Below are 19,930 nucleotides of genomic sequence, written 5' to 3'. Positions count from 1 at the left end.
ATGAATATCATAGTTGAAAACGCAACATTTTCTTATGATGGAGAACATCCGGTCATCAAAAATATTTCGATATCATTAGGGAAAGAGCAGACCGCAATAATCGGCCAGAATGGGGCGGGAAAAACGACCTTCATGAGACTGCTCAATAATACCCATCAAGTTAATAGCGGAAGTATCACAATTGACGGTATACCGGTGGAATCACAGCCTCTCAGCAGCTGGGCAAAACGTATCGGCTATGTATTTCAGAATCCGAAAGACCAGTTATTTCATGAAACGGTATATAAAGAAATCGAATTTGGGTTGAGAAAAAAAGTTCATACAGAAGCAGAGAAGAAAAAGCGAGTCGAAGAGATTGCGGAATTTATCGGGCTACAAGAGTTTCTTGATCATCATCCATTAGAGATGGCCTACAGTCGGCAAAAACTTATTACTTTAGCCTCAATCCTTACCACAGATCCCGAGTTGATCTTGCTGGATGAACCCACTGCTGGTCAGGATTGGAAAGAGATTGAACATTTTGAAACTGTTATAAGAGAGCTGGGAATGCAGGGGAAAAAATTCATCACAATCAGTCATGACATGAATTTTGTGGCCCGCAATTTTTCACGAGTTGTCGTCTTTTGTAACGGTGAAATCTTGATAGACGGCACAACCAAAGAGGTTTTTAGTCAGTCGGAACTGATCAGGAAAAGTTTTGTGGAATCACCAGTTCCTGTTTTGGTCAGTCAAGATCTGCAGATGGATGATTGCCCGCTGACTCTGGCAGAGTTTCGAGATAGCTACAAAAGGAGCCTGAAATGAAAGAGATCATTCTTGATTGTGATCCAGGCCATGACGATGCCATAGCAATGATGTTGGCCATAGGAAATAGCGAAAAACTTAGAGTTTCCTGCATATCTACGGTTGGCGGTAACCAAATTCTCGAAAAAACAACCGTGAATGCCTTAGATCTTCTCTACCTCATGAAGGCCAATATTCCTGTGGTTGCAGGGCAAAAAGGGCCTCTGGTTCGTCCATTGGAGATCGCAGAAAATGTCCATGGGAAAAGCGGGCTTGACGGACCATTGATAGAATCTTCTCCTTATCGGCCCCTCGATCGGAACTTCATTGATGTATATACGGATATTCTCAAAGCATCGGAGCAAAAGGTGACAATAGTTGCTACAGGCCCCCAGAGCAATATTGCAACATTCATCCTTGCCCGCCCGGAGCTCAAGCACAAAATAGAACAGATAGTGTTTATGGGAGGCTCCTGTTTCGGAGGGAACTGGAGCCCAAAAGCAGAGTTCAATATTTATGTCGACCCTGAGGCGGCCCAAATCGTGGCAAATTCCGGTATTCCTCTCGTCATGTGCGGTTTAGATGTTACACATAAAGCGACAGTAACAACACAGGAGGTGGAGGATTTCTCCCGGATCGGAAATCGTACGGGAGTAGTCCTCAAGGAACTCATAGATTTTTATGCCAAGACTGCCGGAAAAGATTTTCTCTGTGAAGATGAGGGTCCCAAAATACGATTGCACGACGTAACGACAATCGCTTACCTGCTGCGTCCTGATATTTTTACAAGTAGAGAACTCTTTGTAACCATAGACACCTCTAATTCACCATATTCCCGAGGGGCAACAATCGTTGATTATGACAAGCTATACAGTAAGACCCCAAATATGCGGGTTTGTTTTGGGATAGATCGAAGCACCTTTGTAAACGAGCTTTTTGCTGCTGTAAAGAAATTACCTTGATTTTTTCCGGCAAACAAAGGCAACAATGGCGAATACCAGCATCGGCAATGCCGTTCTTGGTCTTTTACCCCTATTGCCTTAGGAGCCGGACCAGTTCTTCCAGAATTCCGGCGCTTTCTTCCAAACCGCCGGGGCGATTGCGCAGCAACCACAAACGCCGATATTCGATGATGAGCTCTTCAAGGCGGTCGGCAAGCCTCACTCTTGCAGCCGTATCGATCTCTGATAGTGAGAAATGGGGAGCCTGCAGGCGCAAACGCCCGAGATCGCAGGCAAAACGCATCAGGGCAGCGGTAAAGAGTATTTCGTCGTAAAGGGTTTGCGGTTCTCCGGGATCAACGGAGGCAAGGAGGGACTCGGCTTTTTCAAGCTGTTCATACTCGAAAGAAAAATCATATCCGGCATATTGAGGAAAAATGGAGCGGTAATGGGGAAGGTAGTGATCAAATAGCATAATGCCGGGGAGAGAGGCGTTATGAATTTTCAGGCCTTTCGGGCTTCCCGCCTCTTCAAGCAGCATCAAGGCCTTTGCAAGAATGTTATGTTCCCGACCGAACAACAAGAGTGAAAGGGCACCGCTCATGTCGAGGAGATCGATAGCCTCGGGATTCCACGCCGCCGCCGAGCCGAGGAAGTAGCCCGGCATGGGTATCGGATATTGCTGCATATGGCCGTTGTCCCCCCATTCACTCATCATGAGCCCGAGGGCACCCCATTTGAGAGCGGCAGCCGCAGCGTTTCGGATATTTTCTCGACAGTTACCCCACCTGCCGCCGATGGAGTTCCAGGCAGATGTCCCGGAACAGACAATAAAATCGTGCCCGGATTCGGCAAGGTTCCGGCACTCGTGATCGAAGGGATGGTCTCCCTGGTAGCCCCAATCGACGAACATGATATCTTCAGGAAGATCCTTGAGTAAGTGAGGATACTTTTGCAAGATATCGGCCCATACCATGAGCCGTTTTCCCCGCTCAGCAGCGAGACTATTCAGTCGCTCGAGGAAAGCCGCATACACATTATCACGCCCCTCACGTTCACAAAGCTTTCGGGAACGCCCCATTCCGAACTCCAAGGGTTCATCCCCCCCTGCATTACAGAGCTTAGAGGAAAAAAGAGGTAGAAGCTGATCGTAAAGCCCTTCTAAAAAGAGGAAGCTTTCCCGGCTGGAAGGGTCAAGGGTTGTAGAGACGGGACGAAAAATGCCCCAGGAATCGGTAAAGCCCTCGGGGCATTCGGCATACTGTTTATAGGCAGGATGGGCAAGCCATCGCTCCATATGGCCAAGAGAATTCTGATTGGGCACTAACTCGATTCCCCGTCTTCGGCAATAGAGATCAAGACCTCTGACCTCTGCCTCGGTCAGCGGAGAAGAGTCCTTCCATACATCCTCATGCCCCTTGTAGGCAAAGGTGTGCTCCATATAAAGCTGAAGCTGGTTATATTTCAGGAGAGAAAGGAGATCGATGATATGCTGAAGCGTATTCATTGTGGGTACTCTGCTGCGACTAATGTCGATCATCACCCCCCGAATCGAGAAAAGGGCCCAGTCGTCGATGGTCATGCAGGGCAGTGCGGCATCAGGGCATTGAAGCAAAAGCTGCTTGAGTGTGGTCATAGCAGCAAAGCGCCCGCTTTTGCTCTCAGTCGCCAGGAGAATTTTATCGGGGCGAATATCCAGTCGGTAGCTTTCCGGCAGGGCCTGAAGCTCCCGGGAAAGGGGGAGCTCTACAATGCCGTCAGGAATCGTGTCACAAAAAAGATACGAATGGACTTGATCCGCAAAATCGCGGCCGAAGCTGAATTTCCCGGAACCGGAGCGGACCATCTGCGGCTGAGGAACGAGTAAAGAGAGATTCATTGATCTCCACCGTCGGCCATCTCGGCTGCGAGGGCCATGAGAAACCATGCGCCATGGGGAATCCACTGTTCACTCCAGCGCCAACGATGATCACCCTGCTCTATCGCCGTTTTGGGAAGAAAATCGATATCAGATTCGTCAAAAAAGCCGGCGGTAATGCCGTTGCAGATCCCACCGGGAGCATTGGGATAAAAGGATTCGAAACGAGGATTATTGCGCCCCCGGCCGGCAAGCATACAGGTGTCGAAGGGATTGAAGCCGAGGATCCAATCGAGTTGGGCCGTGGCAAAGGCCTTCATCTGTTCTAGGAGCCCTTCACTTACTCCACCGGGAGCGAGGGCCGTTGCAGCCTGCCGCATAGCACAGGCAAGAGAGGCAAGGCGGGCGTTTTCCCCCTGCCACCAATAACCTGACTCGTTTTCATGGGGGACAAAGAAGGAAGAATGATCTTTCCCGCCGACGGCCCTAACCTTCTGTCGGGCAAGGCCAAAAGGGTTATGAACCTCCGAGGCGAGGCTAAGCTCCGCCCGGCAGGCCCGCTCCACCAGAGCAAGGGTCTCGGCCTTCATGGATGGGTTATCTTCAACCTCTGCATAACGGAGGAGAGAGATAATGGGCATACCGGAATCCGAAGCATGGAAAAAGGGACGGCTATTGCCTGATTCCGCAAACCAGCACTTTTTTTCATCGAAAAAGAGGGAAGAAAGCTTACAGGCCCAACTGCGGGCCCCTTCAAGATACGAGGCATCCTTCGTTGTAGTAAAAAGCTCCACGCTTGCCAGAAGGGCGCAATAGTAATCGATGATATTCTCGCGCCCATTGTCCAGATACTCACAGTTGTGACGCAGAAGATGATCGTAGCCCCTTTCCGCCGTCTGCCGATATGCATCACAGTCAAAGCCGTCGGAAGGAATTTCCGTCCTGGGAAAACGAGCGGCCCGTGCAAGAGCGGCAATAGCCATCCCTCCCCCCTGCCGAAAACCAGCCTGGTATTCCTCAAGCCGTTCTCCCTGTTTTGTTTTGAAAGCACAAATCATCCTTGCATCACTTTTTTTATTCCATTGATCAAAAAGGGTCATATAAAAATAGCCTTCCGGATCCAGCATGCGTACCAGGAAGTCGGCACCCCAGGCCCCCTCCTCAAGGGCCCGTTCAACCAGCAATGTTCCCCGATGCCGGGGCCGGGAGGCTAGGATCTCACCAAGGGAATATAACGACCACACCACCAAGGGAATCTGTTGGGGGTTGAGATAGTTTGCATAGGAAAGATGCGAAAGGTATTTACTGTAATCTCCGGCTGCATCATACCATCCCCCGTGAACATCGACCCGATCGGAGCGTTCTCCGAAGAAAGAAGCCGATCGGTCTGCGAGGTCCCATCGACCGGAAGAACGCTGCCCCTTGAAATAAAAAAGAATGTCCGAAATACAGCTATCCTGCAGCAATTCATCGCCGATGGTAAAAGGCAGTCCGTGGATCTGTGCATTCCCCGCCGTAACCTCAAAGCGAAAAACGCCCTTCCCGGTAAAATCGGAAAAATCAAAGAGGTAGAAATGGCGATCCTTCCAGCCGGGAACGGAACCGGACGATGTAACCTGCAGGGTACGCAGCACGCTACCGCTATCTTGATCGATCAATTGAGCCGATGGTGCGGGAAAATTCGGCGCAAGTACTTCGGAGCATTGAAGAATCATGCGTTTAGCCGAAGCGGTGTGATATCCAATGTGATTAGTAAGAATTTGCATCTGCTCTATCCTTATCCTTTTATGGCTCCTCCGACCACGCCTTCTGCAAGCCGACGCTGGAAGATGAAATAGACAATCATAGCCGGGAGGGTTGCAATGACAAGTGCCGCCATCTGCCACCCCAGCTGCGTACTGGTAAGGCTCGAAAACGAGTAGACCCCTACCGGTAACGATTTGGTAAACTCCGAACTGGCAAGAACCAGCACAAGCAAAAATTCATTCCAAATACCCAAGGCACTGATGATACTCACCGTTACAATGACCGGAGTCGACATCGGAACGATGATGGAGCGAAACAATCTAAACGTGGTGGCTCCGTCGATTCTTGCAGATTCGATCAGACTCGTAGGTAAATCATGAATAAACTGGGTATCCAACATGACCGCAAGAGGGAGGCCGAAAGCGGTATACACGAGGATGATACCCAAATGGGTATCGGTCAGATTGACCGAGGTAAGCATTAAAAAAAGCGGAATGATGACGGAATTAATACTAATGAGATAGCCCAGCCCGATCAATCCTCCCAGAACCATAGCAAGCCGCCTAAAGGGATACTTGCTCAAGGCAAAGGCCATCATCAGGCCGAAAAGGTTGATCAAAAAGGTGGAAACACCCGCATAGATAATGCTGTTGATGAATTTTCGTCCCAAACCACCCCGTTCGACTGCCGAAATATAGTTAAACCAGATGGTACGCCAGCCAAGTTTCGTTCGTAAGGAAAGCGGAAGCTGGGAAAGGTTCAACGTGTCACCGGGTTGAAGCTTCGCGAGCTTTTCAGGAAGTTCCTCCTTCAGCAGGAAATGAACCATCAGGCGGCGCCCAGGTGCGATGGTTTTCGACTCAATGATGAGCCTCGGGCGTTTATCCTTTTCCACATCATAATCGGGAACCACATTCAGTTGCGGCTTTATAACAACATATTCATCATACTTATTATCGAACAGCTCCTTTGGAAAAGCGTAGATACTCCTCGTAAGCTCTTCATTCGATTTGAAGGAAGAGTAGGTCATCCAAAAAAGCGGCAGGATGGTAATCAATGCCCAGGAACCAAGAATAATATAGGCGATGAGGTTTCCAACGAAGCCTTTTATCCGTTCCCCTTGGCGCGATCGTGTAAGCGTATCGTTCATGAGATGGTCCTTTCTAATAATCGGTTTTCCGACTGATCATGCGGCTAAAGGCAATAAGTACCAGGCTGATCAGGACGATGGCATTCGATATTGCCGCTCCATAGGCAAATCGCATTTCATTGGCATAGTTTTGAAAGGCCGTCTGATACATAAAAATGGGAAGAACCATGGCGTTGTTTCTTTGTAAGCCTTGGGTGGTGATGGAAAAAATCAGATCAAAACCGCGGAGGGAACCGGCAATCGCCAGTACGGTCGAGACCAAGATGGTACCCGAAAGCAGAGGAACAATCACCTTTCGGAATATCTGGCCCTCCGTCGCACCATCTATTTTCGCTACTTCGATCAGACTTGCATTGATCTTCTGAAGATTGGCGAGAAAGATGATCATATACAAACCGGTATATATCCAGATCAGTGCAAAACCGATGGGAATCATGACCGTATTCGGGTGCAGCATCATCTCGAATTGGGCCGTAGGGTCCCCTGTCGTCTTCTGGATAAGAACAGAAACAGGGCCGTCGGCTTGGAAAAGTCGCTTCCACATGGTACCGATGACAATGGTCGATAGAAAATTGGGAAGAAACACGATGGTCTGGAAAAAATTCACGCCGCGGACCATCTTTCTGTAGAGAAGGTATGCCAGAATGAATCCGATGGGAATCTGGCCGAAGACGGAAACAGCCACGACAATCAGGTTGTTTTTCAGTGCATGCCAGAAATTCGGGTCGGAAAACATCGTCTTATATTGAAGCAGTCCGACAAAATTCCACGCCCCTCCCCGGTTTGGGTTGAAATCGGTAAAACTAAGCCAGACCGAATAGATAATCGGATAGGCAATGATGAAAAGATAGATCAACATCGCCGGAGCGGCCATTGCAAAAAAGGCCGGCAGCATTTGTCGTTCGCTTTTTTTCACGTAGGTAACACTCCTCGAAGAACAGGGAGGGGAGTCTCCTCCCCTCCTCTAACAGGTAAGATCCTCTTAGCGCTGGATAAGTGATTCGACCTTTGCTGCTATCTCTTCAGCAGTGGCCGACCCGCTTGCAATCTGCTGCATACCGGAATTCAGGGCCTCAAGTGCATTACCGCTTACGTAGGCGTCGATGACATCGGTATTCATTGCGGTCTGAGCAAGGGCAACCTTGCTTTTCATGATCGAAGGTAGATCTTCGGGAACCTGATAGTTCTTCAGAATTGGAGCGACAATTAAGCCGTCACGCAGACGCTGGGTCGACTCTTCGACGCTGTAGAAGTAACGCAGGAACTTGAGGGCAGCCTCACGAACGGCAGGGTCACTTCCGCCCTGTTTCGTCAGCCCGTAACCAACCTGAATCGCCGCCGCTACAGAACCGGCAGTTTCAGACTTTTCACCGGGGAGCTTGGGCCAGGCAAGCAGCTTTGTATGATCGGCAACCTCGGGCGGAATTTCTCCTGCGACCCACTGGCCCTGAATCATGAAAAGGGCTTGTTCATTGCTAAACTTAGATACATTGGCACCATAGTCTACCAGTACCGATTTGGAAGAAAGGACTCCGTCATCGATCATCCTGGTGATAAAGGCAAGGGAATCGACAAATATCGGGTCGTTAAACCGATGTTTGCCCTGGACCGCTTCGGATACCCAGCGTGGATTTCCCGAGAGTCGGGCGGCAACCATAGACATCAGGCATGAATTCCAGGCCCAGCCGTCGGCACCATCGATGCTGATCACATCCAAACCGGCCTTTTTAGCTGCAGGAACCATGGCAACAATATCCTCGTAGGTTTGGGGAGCGGAAAAACCAAGGGATGCAACCAACTTTTCGTTCATATAGAGAACCGTGGTAATGTTGCTGGTTCCAAGGGGAATTTCGAAGACTTCACCCTTTGGTCCCATGGGAGGAATCAAACCGAGATCATAAAAATCACTGTCAATGTAGTCGCGATGATCGAATTGTTGTCCGGCCTCTTTCCAGGGGGCTCCCCAACGGGCATCCGCACCCATGTAGGCAAGATCGGGAATATCACCGGAGGCAAGCCGGGCGACAACCTTCTGATGGTACGCCTCATCGTACAACAGCTCATAATCGATCTTGATGCCGGGATTCTGCTCCTCAAAGGCCTTTACGATACGAACCCAGTTTACCCCTTCAGGGTTCGAGTTGTTGCCGTAAGCCATTGTCTTAATCACAATCTGCCCTTCAGCGGCACCGCTCTCTGCTTCCTGATTCCCGCCCGCAATCAAAAACGAGACACATAGGAGGGAAAACATTACAATCAGACACACTCTTTTCATACCCTTACTCTCCTTACTTTTTGTCTGCCCCTTTTCTTAAGAAAGCAGACTGATTTTATGGTCAAAAGCCTTTAGTACTGCACGTTCATCCGCAAGAGAATCGACTATCCACACACTGCTAAAACACGACCAAACCCTCCCTGAGATTCAGCATCAAACTGGTTCCCTCCATTACCTCCAGGTCACTGAAAAGGGTGTTGAGGACCATCCCCGCAGCGCCGTAGGCCACTGCCCTATCGGCAAAGGATGAGTACCAAATCGATTTTTTGATGTCGGGGGTGTACGGATAAGGCCAGGATTTCTTGATCTCCTGCTCAAAAATGTCCTTGACCCGAGGCCCCAATTCGTCAAAGGCTCCCCCGAGAATGATATGACTCATATTAAAAACATTCACAAGCAAGCCGACATGTGCGCCAAGCTCATGCAAAAACTTATTCATAACCGCATCATCATCAAAAATACGACGATGTTCATCACTGGTTAATGAAAATTGACCGACAGAATTCTCAGTACGAAAAAGGCTGCGGAACTCACCTGCAGCGTACTGGTGTCCATAGTGAACATTGCCATTGATAACAATGCCTATACCTACACCTATTTTTCCGATTTTCGTACAATCCCGGTCTTCGTTGGTTCCAGGCTCCCGAAACTCTAATAGAAGGAAGATGAAATCTTTCAGATCTTTCCTTCGATGAAAGGCAAGCTCACCCCAGACACAAGCATTTGCATCGTTATCAACAAATAGAGGAATATCAAAGAGAGAGGCAATATTGGTGAAGAAATCAAAGGTGCTGACGATCCCAAAGGGTTCGGAATAACGAATAGTCCCGTTTTGGGCATTTACAACACCAGAGAGCCCCACACCGATGCCCAGAAGGTTGACCTCTTTTCGTTCCAGCTCATCAATGAGCATATGAAGAATCTCGATCACTACAGACGTAAATTTCTCGCCGGCAATAGCGATCCGTTCAAATCGTGAATAAATAATATCACCTTCAAGATCCACCGCTACAGCCGTATAAGAATCGGGGCGGAATTCAACCCCCAAAACTGCTCCATACTCTCTATTCAATTTTATATGTACAGGTCTTCTACCACCTTGAGGCCCTGAAGATCCCTCCGAGGACTCTATGATAACACCCTTTTCAATGAGTTCGTTTACCGCGTGAGAGATGGTGGACTTATCAAGGCCAAGGGAACGGGCAATTTCCACACGGCTGGTCTCACGATTGATCCAGATCTCGCGCATAATCCGTGATCGGTTGATCATTTTTGTTCGCTTCATCAACATATGTTTCCTGTAGGTTGGTTGATTTTACATCCAACTAACACAATTCTCCCATTGCTTATCCAAACTGTCAAGCTTTTTCGTTAAGAACTCGAAATTATCCCCGTTTTTTCTTGTCATCTTTAAACAAAGCACGCTACAATAATGGCGTTAGTTGATTTTTAATCTAACCAAGGATATACCATGAAACAACGCATAATAGTCGACCATTGGACCTGGAAAAGTGATACCGCCGATACCTTGGTAGAGGCCTCCGTTCCGGGTGATAATATAACGGCACTCTTTGAAGCGGGGAGAATTCCCGATCCCTTTTACGGACAGAATGAGACACAGCTTCAATGGATAGGTGAAAAGCCGTGGAGCCTGGAGGGCTCCTTTCAACTGGAACAGGCCCTTCTCGATGCATCACAGCTGTTTCTGGATATCGAACGGATAGATACCTTTGCGCGAGTCCTTGTCAATGAGGTTGAGGTCGGTTGTTGCGATAATATGTTCAAACGATATCGTTTCGACCTCTCGGCAGCGGCTTGTGAGGGAAAAAACCGAATTACCTTCCTCTTCGATGCTCCGATAAAACGTGCTGCCGAGGCGGCCGAGAAACTCCCCTATCCCGTCCCTCACATGATATACCCTGTCCAGGCTATGGGCAGAAATCTCATCCGCAAGGCCCAGTGTCATGCAGGATGGGATTGGGGCCCTTGCCTCATGGTCAGCGGGATCTATGCCCCTGTTACCGTCAAGGCCAGCACCTTCGAAAGGATCGAGACCGTACACACGAATATGCTCCGAAAAAAAGAGGCTTGGGAGCTTGAAGTTGTGACCGAACTCTATGCACCATCGGAAGGTACCGTGGCGCTGGATATCAGCTGTGCAGGTGCCAGCCTGCGGGAAAAGCTCCTGGTGCAAAGGGGAAGTTCAACCGTCAAAAGAACGATACGCGTTAAAAACCCCGAGCTGTGGTGGCCTGCCGGTTATGGGAAACAAGCACGCTATTCCTTGAAAGTGACCACGGACAACGATGAGGTGGAAAAGTTCATAGGCTTTAGAAGCGTGGAGGTGATTACCGATCCGGACGAACGAGGCATTCCCATGCGCTTTCGGGTAAACGGAGTCGATATCTTTTGCAAGGGAGCCAGCTGGATTCCCGTCGATTCCCTCCCCGGACGTTACGACAACGAGAGGACAGCGGAACTTCTCGATTCGGCAGCGGCGGCAAACATGAATATGATCAGGGTCTGGGGTGGCGGCGAATATGAAAGCGATTATTTTTACCAGCTCTGCGATCAAAAAGGAATCATGGTCTGGCAGGACTTCATGTTCGCCTGTGCCCTCTACCCTTCCCAACCGGAGTTTCTGGAAAATGTAAGGAGCGAGGTTGAATACCAGATCAAACGTCTGAAAGACCATCCCTCTCTTGTGCTTTGGTGTGGGAACAATGAGGATGTGGGAGCCCTGACTTGGTTCGATGTTTCAAAGGCTAACCGTGATCGATACATTATCGACTACGACAGACTCAACGAAGGGGTTATAGGAAAAGCAGTCAAAAGAATCGATCCCCAGCGCACATGGTGGCCCTCTTCTCCATCGGCCGGAGAAGGGGATTATTCCGATTGCTGGCATGACGACAGCAAGGGCGACATGCACTATTGGAGCGTTTGGCATGAAGGTAAACCGTTCGAGGCATACCGAGAGGTGGTCCCCCGTTTCTGCTCCGAGTTTGGTTTCCAGTCGTTTCCTTCCCTCTCTCTGATCGAGAGCTTTTGTGATAGCGATCAGTTAAATCTCACCTCGCCGGTTCTTGAACACCGGCAACGGAACGATCGAGGAAACAGCATCATCATATCAACCATTGCCCGGTACTTCAGGTTTCCCGAGGGGTTCGAACGTATTGTCTACCTCAGCCAGGTCCAACAGGTCATGGCTATATCAAGTGCTGTGGAGTATTGGCGCGGTATGCGTCCGATCTGCATGGGTGCCCTCTACTGGCAGCTTAACGACACCTGGCCGGCCATATCATGGTCATCCATCGAATACGGAGGAAGGTGGAAACCGCTCCATTATGCGGCAAAACGCTTTTTTGCGCCGACGGCCCTCATCAGCTACCGGGAAGAGGATGGGAAGATCACCATAAAGGGAATCAACGACACCGAACAAGCACTTTCAGGAAGCCTCGAAATTTCGTTTGTCGATTTTGCCGGGAATCTTATTGAAACCATTCGAGTCGAATCCTGTATCGAAGCCAGATCCGCAACTACCCTTGAAGCAATGGTAAGGAACCATGAGCAATGGATAAAAGGGGAGAGTTTTCTGAAAGCAAGATTCCAGACATACAGGGAAACAGAAGCGAACAAAGGGGACCCGCTTGAAACCATCCTCCTCCCCCTTGCACCCAAACGTTGTGCTCTGAAGAAACCCAATATCGAGGTACGTCTTGAAGAAGAGAACGGGGAAAATCAGAGCATCATACTGTCGAGCGATCTGCCTGCGTTTTACGTCGTCCTGGAGCTTCCCGGCTGGAAGGGAAGGTTTTCCGATAACTGCTTTCATCTGATGAAAGGAGAAGAAAAACGAATCATCCTCTCGAAAGAGCGGCTTCCAAAGGATTTTTCCCTTTGTGACCTTCGGATTACAACGCTTGGTGATGATTATGGAGGGCGCTAAGCTCGTTTCAACGCGTGCAGTATACGGGTATACAGGTCGGCCGCCCTGTATACCTGATCGAATTCGACAAACTCGTTCATGGTGTGTGCCTCGGAGAGAGTACCCGGCCCTAAGATAATCGGCGGGCATCCTGCGTCTCTAAGCAGATTAGCGTCAGAATGGCTACGAAAGGAACCCGGCATCCAGGGCAAAGATAGAGAATCAAACACATCTTTCAAAAGAAGAGATAATGGATCGCTCTCGGCCATAACATAGCCGTCGGCAACGAAGGGCATGCTCAGCTGGTAGTCGCTTATCGAGAAGGAGGAAAGCTGATCGCTAAGAAAGCGGTCAAGCTCCCGGGCATAGCGTGCGGCATCGGTGCCCGGAACAATATGGAGATCAAGAGTAGCGGAACAGCGGTCGGGAGAGGCAAAACCCGATTCCGAACTATGCAGATCCCGGATATTCAAAACTGTATCGCTCTGCGAGGCTTCGATGAACGTTTCTAGGCTCAGAAGTAGACTGAGCATGGTTCTGATCGCGTGGGATTCACGATCAGACATGGCCGCATGGCGGCGATACCCGAAGATGGTTATGATCGTCTCCAGGTAACCGTAATGACTTGTGCAGGGGACAAGTCCGGTAGGTTCTGCAACGAGGGCCCCTCGAAATTGGTATGCATCGAGGAGAGCTTCCGTTCCGTCGCCACTCTCCTCCTCCCCGACGACAAGAGAAAGCAGAAGATTCGAAGGGAGGAATCCTCCTTCAAAGGCTGTAACAAAGGCCTCAATCAAGGCCGCACAGCCTCCTTTCATGTCTGCCGTTCCCAAGCCCCTGCAAAGTCCGTTTTCCTCGAAAAATGAATACTCTTCTATATCGAAAGCGGGAACGGTATCGATATGCCCGAGGAAAAGCAACTCGGGAGTGGCACCCTCCGCCGAAATTTCGAGATTAAAGCGGGATTCGTCCACATGCCTAAGGGTTACAGGTATTCCCTGCTTCACACAATAGTCGACAAGGAATCTGGCAAGGTGTTCCTCTTTTCCCGATGGCGAATAGATATCCACCATATCACGGAGAAGAGCGTAGAGCCTGTCCCGATTCACAAGACCGCCGTTCAATGCATCCACCTTAAAGTTGCATGGTGAGGTAAACATGGCGCGTCGGATTTTCAAACCCCTTTTTTCTGAAAAAAGAGATGGCTGGTTTATTATCCGCCTGTGTATCTACCATAAGCATTCTCACACCCTGTTTTTTCATTAATCGCTTAAACCGATCGAAGAGCATGCTTCCCAGTCCCGATCGGGCATAATCCGGTTCCACGCCCAGCCAAACGAGGTGCCCGTAGCTCCAGGCCGACCGGGCCTTCTCGATCGTGGTCCCCATTGCAAATCCGACGACCTTACCATCGTCTTCAGCAACAAGTACATTCTCTGATTCCTGGTTAAAAAATGTGGTCACTTCATATTCATCCCAGGTCCGGTACAAATTTGAGTAACCATGCGATGTAAAAACCTTTTCTCCGAGATGAAAAATAGAAGCGAGATCATCGATTCCCGCCTGTCTCACCTCATATTCGGCACCTTTATTCACGGGTCCTCCCCTATTTCCCTTTTCGAAGCGGCCTACGCCGGAAACCGCTTCGCTTCGGATAGAATCCTTCGTTGACAACGCGGACATCCTCAATGGTATAAAAAGCTTTCGGATTGTAACTTTTGATAATACCGACGAAGTGGTCGATGTGGGAACGTTTGACCACACTGTAAAAAACGGATACCTTACCGAAATTCCCATTGGCATCAATGACCGTAACCCCATAGCCCTCGTCACGTAACTTTTCCACCACATCATGGGCATCCTGGCGTGTTATGGTCCGAATGACGCACATGCCAAAGGCAAGGCGCGCCTCAAGGGTGATCCCGATAAAATTCCCCATGGCAAAACCTGCTCCGTAGGCAAAGTACGTAACAGGATTGCCCATGTTCTCCATAATCTTTGTAAGGGCGATAAGCCATATCAGCACCTCAAAGAAACCGAGCAGCGGGGCAATAAGCTTCTGTCCCCGGGCAACAAAAACGATGCGCATAGTGCCGATGGTAACATCCGCAATTCGCGCAAAAAAAATGAGAAAAGGAAGCACAACCCAGGAAAAGATTGGTTCAGGTATAAAGCTCATATAAGCTCATTATGATGAGGGCAAAGGCGTGGGTCAACTCTTTCGTTTCACGACGCCTCTATTTTAGGATATAATCACAACCAGTGAAAACCGACCGGCTACTTTCCATCATCATCTTTCTGCTTGGCCACGATGTAGTGAGCACCAGCAAACTTGCAGATCGCTTCAATGTTTCCAGAAGGACCATCCAGAGGGATATGGAAACCATTGAGCTGGCAGGCATCCCTCTCTATGCAATCCAAGGCCCGAAAGGCGGTTACGGCATCATGGATGCCTACAAGATGGATCGTCAGCTGATGAATGCCGAGGATCTCTACCATATTGTCACGGCCCTCGAAAGGATCGCCGAAACCCTTTGCGATTCCAGTATACAAGGTACCCTTGAAAAGGTACGAAGCATGGTTGCAAAAAGAGAATTTGATTTTTTCTCCGAGCGAAATGAAAAACTTTCTATCGATTTCAGCATGCTCGGCGGCGATCCGCGAAAACGAGATACCTTCAGAATCATAAAAAAGGCAGTGGAAACGGAACGGTTACTCACCTTTGTTTACACAAGTAATAAACTCGAAACGATCAAAAGATGTGTAGAACCCATGACTATCGCGTTCAGATGGCGCTCCTGGTATCTCTACGCATACTGCAGGCTGAGAAACGACTACAGGCTTTTCAGCATTACAAAAATAAAAGATGCCAGAATAGAGGAACAGCGATTCCGTAGAAGAGAAAAACGTTATGCCGATTTTCTGGAGGAAAGCAGGGGCGGCGGTACGGAACGAAATGTTGAACTGGTGCTCCGATTTTCACACGAGATGGCCCCTCTTGTCGCCGACTACTATCCGGAAAGGGATTGTAAGTCCCTTCCAGGAGGCGGGCTGGAAGTAAAAACAACCATGCCCGAAGATGGCTGGGTCTACGGCTACATACTCTCCTTCGGTCCCTTTGTCGAGGTCCTTGCCCCCTCTCATATCAGAAATCGTATCGCCCGAAGTGCTGATGCCATAAAAAATTTGTATTCAGAGACCTAAAGTACGACAATCAGTTGTCGTATATCCTGTGGCATCCTTGGGATGAGAACAATATAACAAGGAGCGTGTCTATGGAAATCAAGGATCTGAAGGAACAGAATATCTTGGCGGTGCGTCTGACAACATCGGTGAAGGAATTACCGAATGCCCTGGGCCTTATCTACAAGGAGGTTGCAAGCTATATGGAGGCAAACAACATTTCCTTTGCCGGAGTTCCCTTTACCATCTATCACAACATGGATATGGAGGCGCTTGATATCGAAGCGGGTTTTCCGACTCTCAAGAAGGAAAAAGCACACGGAAGGATACAGGCGGGAACCATCCCTGCGATCAAAGTCGCAAGCACCATCCACACCGGCCCCTATTCAACCATGGGAGAAACCTACGATCATCTCCAGAGATTCACCTCAAAGAAAGGCTGCAAGGTTTTGCCGTGGATGTGGGAAAGCTACCTTAATGACCCAGAAACGGTTGCCCCCGAAGCGTTGAAAACAGAAATATTTTTCCCTCTCGAAGGGTAGCAAAACGAGGGTTACATTTCGAATCTGCTAATCCTTTTCCCCCTGCGAAGCTCTCCCCGCAATCGCTGAAGGCTGCGGTCGAGAGCTTCAAGCCTTCTTAGAATCGCCCGTTCCTCACTGGAGGTCCCGATGATCTCCCGAATTCCGCCGTTCCCTATCACAAGTCGGCGGTCAGCCGTGAGAGCAAGAAGAGGATCATGGGTTGCCATGAGAACAATCTTTTCCTTCGAGAGCAAAAGATCAAGGGCCTTTCTCCGATCTATCCCGGCATTTTCTATCTCATCTATCAGAACAATCGGCGAACCACTCAACATTGCAGTATCGGCAATCATAAGAGCCCGTGACTGGCCCCCCGAAAGTGAGGTGACGGCAATCTCCGGTGAAAAAGGCTCTCCTGCAAGCTCATTTGCCTTTAGGACGACTGCCTCAACATGCTGTTGCTGTCTTTCCACAAAACGGCTCTCGGCATGAATGCGCAAGAACTCGCCAACTGAAAGGTCCATTACGAAGTTCATATTCTGGGAAAGCTGGGCAACCAGTTTTTCACCTGCGGAAAAACGGAATCTTCGGTCCGGCTCCCTATCGTTTATCATCACCCTTCGTCCGCTCGGAGTATCCCCCTGGGCCATCCACTCAATATCGGCAAGAAGTCTACTTTTTCCCGACCCGGTGGGCCCGACAATCGAGATGAGTTCACTTGGACGGAAGGTAAGGACATCAAAGCCCTCAGGATTCCCATTCTTGTCGAAGCCGGGGTAAAGGCTTACCGTTTCAAGTCGCGTTTCCCGTTGTAAACCAAGGAAATTCAACATCTGTTCGATAAAAAGTGCGGTCTTTTTTAGGACTTCCTCGATACAAAGCCCCCGCTCATCCCGCTCAAGGGAGTCGATACAACGCAGCTCCTGCTCCAGTGTCAAGACCGAGGAAAAATCAAAAGAAAACCCAAGCGATTCCAGATGTTCGGCGGCAAATGGGTAGCGTTTCAATATGACCGCGAGGGGTGAGTCCTGAAGCTCTCGAAAGATCGGCGAGTTATGCATAAGAGATGTATTCATCTATCCCTCCTTTTTGTCCTTTATTACGATCTTCCTTACATTCCCAAGCTGAAACGCCTCCCCTACCCTGGTCTCCCCGAGACAATAGGAGCAGAGGGCCGAAGGCATGGGAAAACGCAAGTGCATTTCCTGTACCGATGGTAATGGCCGGGCGTTGTCGAGGATAAGAGAAGCAAGCTCAAAGGCTCCCTGGCCCGTAAGACCATTGATATGCAGGACCAAGGCCGATGGATTAACGACCCCGACCCTGGAGGCAAAGACCTCGCGTTCCGCCTGCGAGACAATATCCCCCTTGGTAATCACCACGATATCCGCATGTTTGAGTAGAGGACCAATCTTTTTTGGGGTGCCGATGCCACTCAAATTATCGACCACGCATACGGCCAGAACCTCTTTGAAATAAGGAGAGCAGCGATTACAAAGGCCGGCGGACTCAGTGATAAGCAAGTCGAAACCTCCATCATCTCCCCAGCGGCATACCTCTTCTATATTGCTGACAAAGTAGTGGTCTGGGCACAGACCTCCGGAAAGCCCTTTTTGTACAGGGATTTTTGCGGCAGCATAGCGTTTGTCGTCATCGGTGCTAAGACAATCGAACTTCGCGACCGCCACAGAACGTTTTTTTACATGAAGACTCTCTATTGTCTTCAAAATCACCGAGGTCTTACCCGAAGAAGGGGGCCCAGAAACGGTTATCAGTTTCATCCTATCCTCCCGACCTTTAAGGATTGAGCAGCAAAAAAACTCGTCTCAAAACGTTCTATTTCCAGGGAAAGATCATGAGTATTGATATAGTCCCAGCCCAGCCACATCATGGGGGCCGGATCCGGGAGCCTGTTTGTCACCTCGGGATGTAATGAGGGGAAAAGCCCCTGGCGGCTGAAGATTTCACCGGTGCTCCGAGATGCAAAAAAATGGGCCAAGGGGCGGAGGAGCCTCTTTTTCGAGCGCTTTGCCAGCATAAAAATGGGACTGATAATTGCTCCATCAGCCGGCCAGATGAGTTTCATTGTACTACCGGGTCGGACCATTTTCGAAAAGAAATAAGGCATAACGGTAACGGCAGGATGCTTACCCGACGCGCGATCGCTTTTCACCATCTGGGAGGGATGCATCGCATCAAGCATCACCAGAGAAAGAGCATTCACGGCGGTGTCTCCATAAACCCTGGCAAGGGTCAGCAGGATGGCATGGAAGAGGTCGAAGTCTCCCACAGGAAGAGAGACCGAATCAGTGTAAAGGGGATCAAGCAACTGTTCCCAGGTTTCAGGGGCCCGACGGCCGCCGAGCTCTTCCTCTTTGATGAGAAAAACAGCGGGAACAAGTGCGAGGAGAGAATAGATTCCTTTGGGATCCCTAAACCCGACAGTACGAGACAGTGGATGCTCCTCATTCCACTCTGAAAGGTCGGAAAAGAGTCCTTGGTCGCGAAAGCCTCCGATACGAGCACGGTCGAAAAAGAGACTGAATCCTGCGGAAAGAAAGAGATCGGGAAGATTCTCCTTGCTCATCCCCGGCTGCAGATGCTCGTCGATCCATTGCGTTCCCATGCTTGCTGCTCGAAGGTCGGCGGCCACCGCAACACCATGTTCGTTTTGGTATCGACTGCAAAATGCATCGAACGTCTCGAGAAGGGGCATACGGACGGGACAGGGTAACAAGCCCGTAACGCTAAGGGTATTCCCACTCTCATGTCTTGTCCCGTTTTCTTCGATACGCTGTTCGAGAAGTCCGATAAAGGTTTCAGCATCGATTCTTTTCATGGTAAGCGCCTGCTCAAGGGTTACGAGGCGACCATAGCCCTCCCGCTGAAGCCGGTCATCCATGCCGTCGAAACCATGTTGTACAAAGGTTGTAATCGTCTCGGGATAGCGTTTGGTAATGTCGTAAAGAGAGTGACGGGTATCTATATTGCTCATTGCGTATCTCCTGTGGCGTTATGTCCTCGCAGGAAAAGGTAGGCTTTTATGGTTAAAAGATATGTAACACATGGTACATAGTGTTAGGAATATTGGTGACAAAATGTTATAACTCTTTATTCCACTGCTGCTTAGAATAGAAGTTACCATAGGAATAAGGACAGAGAAATGCGGATACATTATTTACAGCATGTTTCTTTTGAAACGCCGGGGGTCATGTTGGAGTGGGCAAAGCAAAAAGGGTATCCGGTAACGAGCGCTTTATGTCAACATAGATTACGCGCTCTTTGAAATATTTTGTGAAGATTTTTTACCTTCGGTAGAGGATTGTCCTTCATAGTTTTTACCAGGATTCAGAACCACCACATTAGATGGCGTCCACTTCCTGACGGATCGCTTTCCCCATCGTTCAGCATGAGAGTTTCGAGCAGCTTCCATCGTGGCGTTTCTCCGCTTGAACAGCTCGGAATCCTTGCCGGTTCTTTTCTCATTGGGGGTGATGTATCCGAGCGCTGAATGCAGATGGTGATAATTATACCAGTCGATGAAA

Annotated in this window: 17 protein-coding genes and 1 pseudogene; 5 read left to right on the top strand and 13 right to left on the bottom strand. The window is 49.4% G+C overall.

What is annotated here, in order from left to right:
• Together F459_RS0112155 and F459_RS0112150 are read left to right on the top strand one after the other, a co-directional pair.
• A complete protein-coding gene (locus tag F459_RS0112155; protein WP_020612999.1) occupies positions 1 to 804 on the top strand; it encodes an energy-coupling factor ABC transporter ATP-binding protein in 804 nt (267 codons plus the stop codon).
• Entirely contained in the window at positions 801 to 1,745 is a 945-nt protein-coding gene (locus tag F459_RS0112150) for a nucleoside hydrolase (RefSeq protein ID WP_020612998.1), read from the top strand. Before F459_RS0112155 ends, F459_RS0112150 begins: the two co-directional genes overlap by 4 nt.
• Positions 1,746 to 1,815: 70 nt before the next feature.
• Here F459_RS0112150 and F459_RS0112145 read toward each other — a convergent pair whose 3' ends face one another.
• The 6 genes from F459_RS0112145 to F459_RS0112120 form a co-directional block, all read right to left on the bottom strand.
• Complete coding sequence (locus F459_RS0112145; protein ID WP_020612997.1) at positions 1,816 to 3,603, bottom strand: family 20 glycosylhydrolase; 1,788 nt, start codon at positions 3,601 to 3,603, stop codon at positions 1,816 to 1,818.
• Positions 3,600 to 5,348: a glycoside hydrolase family 9 protein gene (locus F459_RS0112140; RefSeq protein WP_020612996.1), complete on the bottom strand. Its 1,749-nt coding sequence runs from the start codon at positions 5,346 to 5,348 to the stop codon at positions 3,600 to 3,602. The genes F459_RS0112145 and F459_RS0112140 overlap by 4 nt, the downstream gene beginning before the upstream one ends.
• 11 nt (positions 5,349 to 5,359) lie before the next feature.
• A complete protein-coding gene (locus F459_RS0112135; protein ID WP_020612995.1) occupies positions 5,360 to 6,478 on the bottom strand; it encodes a carbohydrate ABC transporter permease in 1,119 nt (372 codons plus the stop codon).
• A gap of 13 nt (positions 6,479 to 6,491) precedes the next feature.
• Entirely contained in the window at positions 6,492 to 7,394 is a 903-nt protein-coding gene (locus F459_RS0112130) for a carbohydrate ABC transporter permease (protein WP_020612994.1), read from the bottom strand.
• Positions 7,395 to 7,460: 66 nt separating this feature from the next.
• Positions 7,461 to 8,753, bottom strand: coding sequence for an ABC transporter substrate-binding protein (locus F459_RS0112125; protein ID WP_026295015.1), 1,293 nt, complete (start codon positions 8,751 to 8,753; stop codon positions 7,461 to 7,463).
• Positions 8,754 to 8,871: 118 nt separating this feature from the next.
• Entirely contained in the window at positions 8,872 to 10,038 is a 1,167-nt protein-coding gene (locus F459_RS0112120; RefSeq protein WP_245540165.1) for an ROK family transcriptional regulator, read from the bottom strand.
• Positions 10,039 to 10,224: 186 nt separating this feature from the next.
• Here F459_RS0112120 and F459_RS0112115 point away from each other — a divergent pair, with 186 nt between their 5' ends.
• Positions 10,225 to 12,702 carry a beta-mannosidase gene (locus tag F459_RS0112115; RefSeq protein WP_020612991.1) on the top strand — a complete coding sequence of 826 codons (2,478 nt, stop codon included), beginning with the start codon at positions 10,225 to 10,227 and terminating at the stop codon, positions 12,700 to 12,702.
• Here F459_RS0112115 and F459_RS0112110 read toward each other — a convergent pair.
• The 3 genes from F459_RS0112110 to F459_RS0112100 are packed head-to-tail and all read right to left on the bottom strand — an operon-like array spanning position 12,699 to position 14,860.
• Entirely contained in the window at positions 12,699 to 13,814 is a 1,116-nt protein-coding gene (locus tag F459_RS0112110) for a M20 family metallopeptidase (protein ID WP_245540164.1), read from the bottom strand. The two genes, F459_RS0112115 and F459_RS0112110, sit on opposite strands and share 4 nt — an antisense overlap.
• Position 13,815: 1 nt before the next feature.
• Positions 13,816 to 14,277 carry a GNAT family N-acetyltransferase gene (locus tag F459_RS0112105; RefSeq protein ID WP_020612989.1) on the bottom strand — a complete coding sequence of 154 codons (462 nt, stop codon included), beginning with the start codon at positions 14,275 to 14,277 and terminating at the stop codon, positions 13,816 to 13,818.
• A 10-nt stretch (positions 14,278 to 14,287) separates the two neighbouring features.
• Positions 14,288 to 14,860 carry a DUF2179 domain-containing protein gene (locus tag F459_RS0112100; RefSeq protein ID WP_020612988.1) on the bottom strand — a complete coding sequence of 191 codons (573 nt, stop codon included), beginning with the start codon at positions 14,858 to 14,860 and terminating at the stop codon, positions 14,288 to 14,290.
• Between the two features lie 83 nt (positions 14,861 to 14,943).
• Between F459_RS0112100 and F459_RS0112095 the strand changes: the two genes are divergently transcribed.
• Both F459_RS0112095 and F459_RS0112090 read left to right on the top strand, forming a co-directional pair.
• On the top strand, positions 14,944 to 15,885 hold the full coding sequence (locus tag F459_RS0112095; RefSeq protein ID WP_020612987.1) for a helix-turn-helix transcriptional regulator: 942 nt from the start codon (positions 14,944 to 14,946) through the stop codon (positions 15,883 to 15,885).
• Positions 15,886 to 15,956: 71 nt separating this feature from the next.
• Entirely contained in the window at positions 15,957 to 16,406 is a 450-nt protein-coding gene (locus F459_RS0112090) for a GyrI-like domain-containing protein (RefSeq protein WP_020612986.1), read from the top strand.
• Between the two features lie 11 nt (positions 16,407 to 16,417).
• On the opposite strand, the gene F459_RS0112085 is transcribed toward F459_RS0112090, so the two are convergent.
• The 4 genes and pseudogenes from F459_RS0112085 to F459_RS24145 form a co-directional block, all read right to left on the bottom strand.
• Entirely contained in the window at positions 16,418 to 17,461 is a 1,044-nt protein-coding gene (locus tag F459_RS0112085; RefSeq protein ID WP_020612985.1) for an ATP-binding cassette domain-containing protein, read from the bottom strand.
• Positions 17,462 to 18,166 carry a GTP-binding protein gene (locus F459_RS0112080; RefSeq protein WP_020612984.1) on the bottom strand — a complete coding sequence of 235 codons (705 nt, stop codon included), beginning with the start codon at positions 18,164 to 18,166 and terminating at the stop codon, positions 17,462 to 17,464.
• Complete coding sequence (locus F459_RS0112075) at positions 18,163 to 19,380, bottom strand: ABC transporter substrate-binding protein (protein WP_020612983.1); 1,218 nt, start codon at positions 19,378 to 19,380, stop codon at positions 18,163 to 18,165. Before F459_RS0112075 ends, F459_RS0112080 begins: the two co-directional genes overlap by 4 nt.
• Positions 19,381 to 19,656: 276 nt before the next feature.
• Positions 19,657 to 19,930, bottom strand: a pseudogene (locus F459_RS24145) (hypothetical protein); the annotation flags it as partial.

Origin of the sequence: Sediminispirochaeta bajacaliforniensis DSM 16054 (genome assembly GCF_000378205.1) — a bacterium.
GTDB lineage: Bacteria > Spirochaetota > Spirochaetia > DSM-16054 > Sediminispirochaetaceae > Sediminispirochaeta > Sediminispirochaeta bajacaliforniensis.
Note: the sequence above shows the minus strand (reverse complement) of the source record. Positions and strands in the feature narration are given on the sequence as shown.

Coding starts and splice junctions, on each gene's coding strand:
- F459_RS0112155 (WP_020612999.1), top strand. CDS start 1: ATGAATATCATAGTTGAAAACGCAACATTTTCTTATGATGGAGAACAT.
- F459_RS0112150 (WP_020612998.1), top strand. CDS start 801: ATGAAAGAGATCATTCTTGATTGTGATCCAGGCCATGACGATGCCATA.
- F459_RS0112145 (WP_020612997.1), bottom strand. CDS start 3,603: ATGAATCTCTCTTTACTCGTTCCTCAGCCGCAGATGGTCCGCTCCGGT.
- F459_RS0112140 (WP_020612996.1), bottom strand. CDS start 5,348: ATGCAAATTCTTACTAATCACATTGGATATCACACCGCTTCGGCTAAA.
- F459_RS0112135 (WP_020612995.1), bottom strand. CDS start 6,478: ATGAACGATACGCTTACACGATCGCGCCAAGGGGAACGGATAAAAGGC.
- F459_RS0112125 (WP_026295015.1), bottom strand. CDS start 8,753: ATGAAAAGAGTGTGTCTGATTGTAATGTTTTCCCTCCTATGTGTCTCG.
- F459_RS0112120 (WP_245540165.1), bottom strand. CDS start 10,038: ATGAAGCGAACAAAAATGATCAACCGATCACGGATTATGCGCGAGATC.
- F459_RS0112115 (WP_020612991.1), top strand. CDS start 10,225: ATGAAACAACGCATAATAGTCGACCATTGGACCTGGAAAAGTGATACC.
- F459_RS0112100 (WP_020612988.1), bottom strand. CDS start 14,860: ATGAGCTTTATACCTGAACCAATCTTTTCCTGGGTTGTGCTTCCTTTT.
- F459_RS0112090 (WP_020612986.1), top strand. CDS start 15,957: ATGGAAATCAAGGATCTGAAGGAACAGAATATCTTGGCGGTGCGTCTG.
- F459_RS0112085 (WP_020612985.1), bottom strand. CDS start 17,461: ATGAATACATCTCTTATGCATAACTCGCCGATCTTTCGAGAGCTTCAG.
- F459_RS0112080 (WP_020612984.1), bottom strand. CDS start 18,166: ATGAAACTGATAACCGTTTCTGGGCCCCCTTCTTCGGGTAAGACCTCG.
- F459_RS0112075 (WP_020612983.1), bottom strand. CDS start 19,380: ATGAGCAATATAGATACCCGTCACTCTCTTTACGACATTACCAAACGC.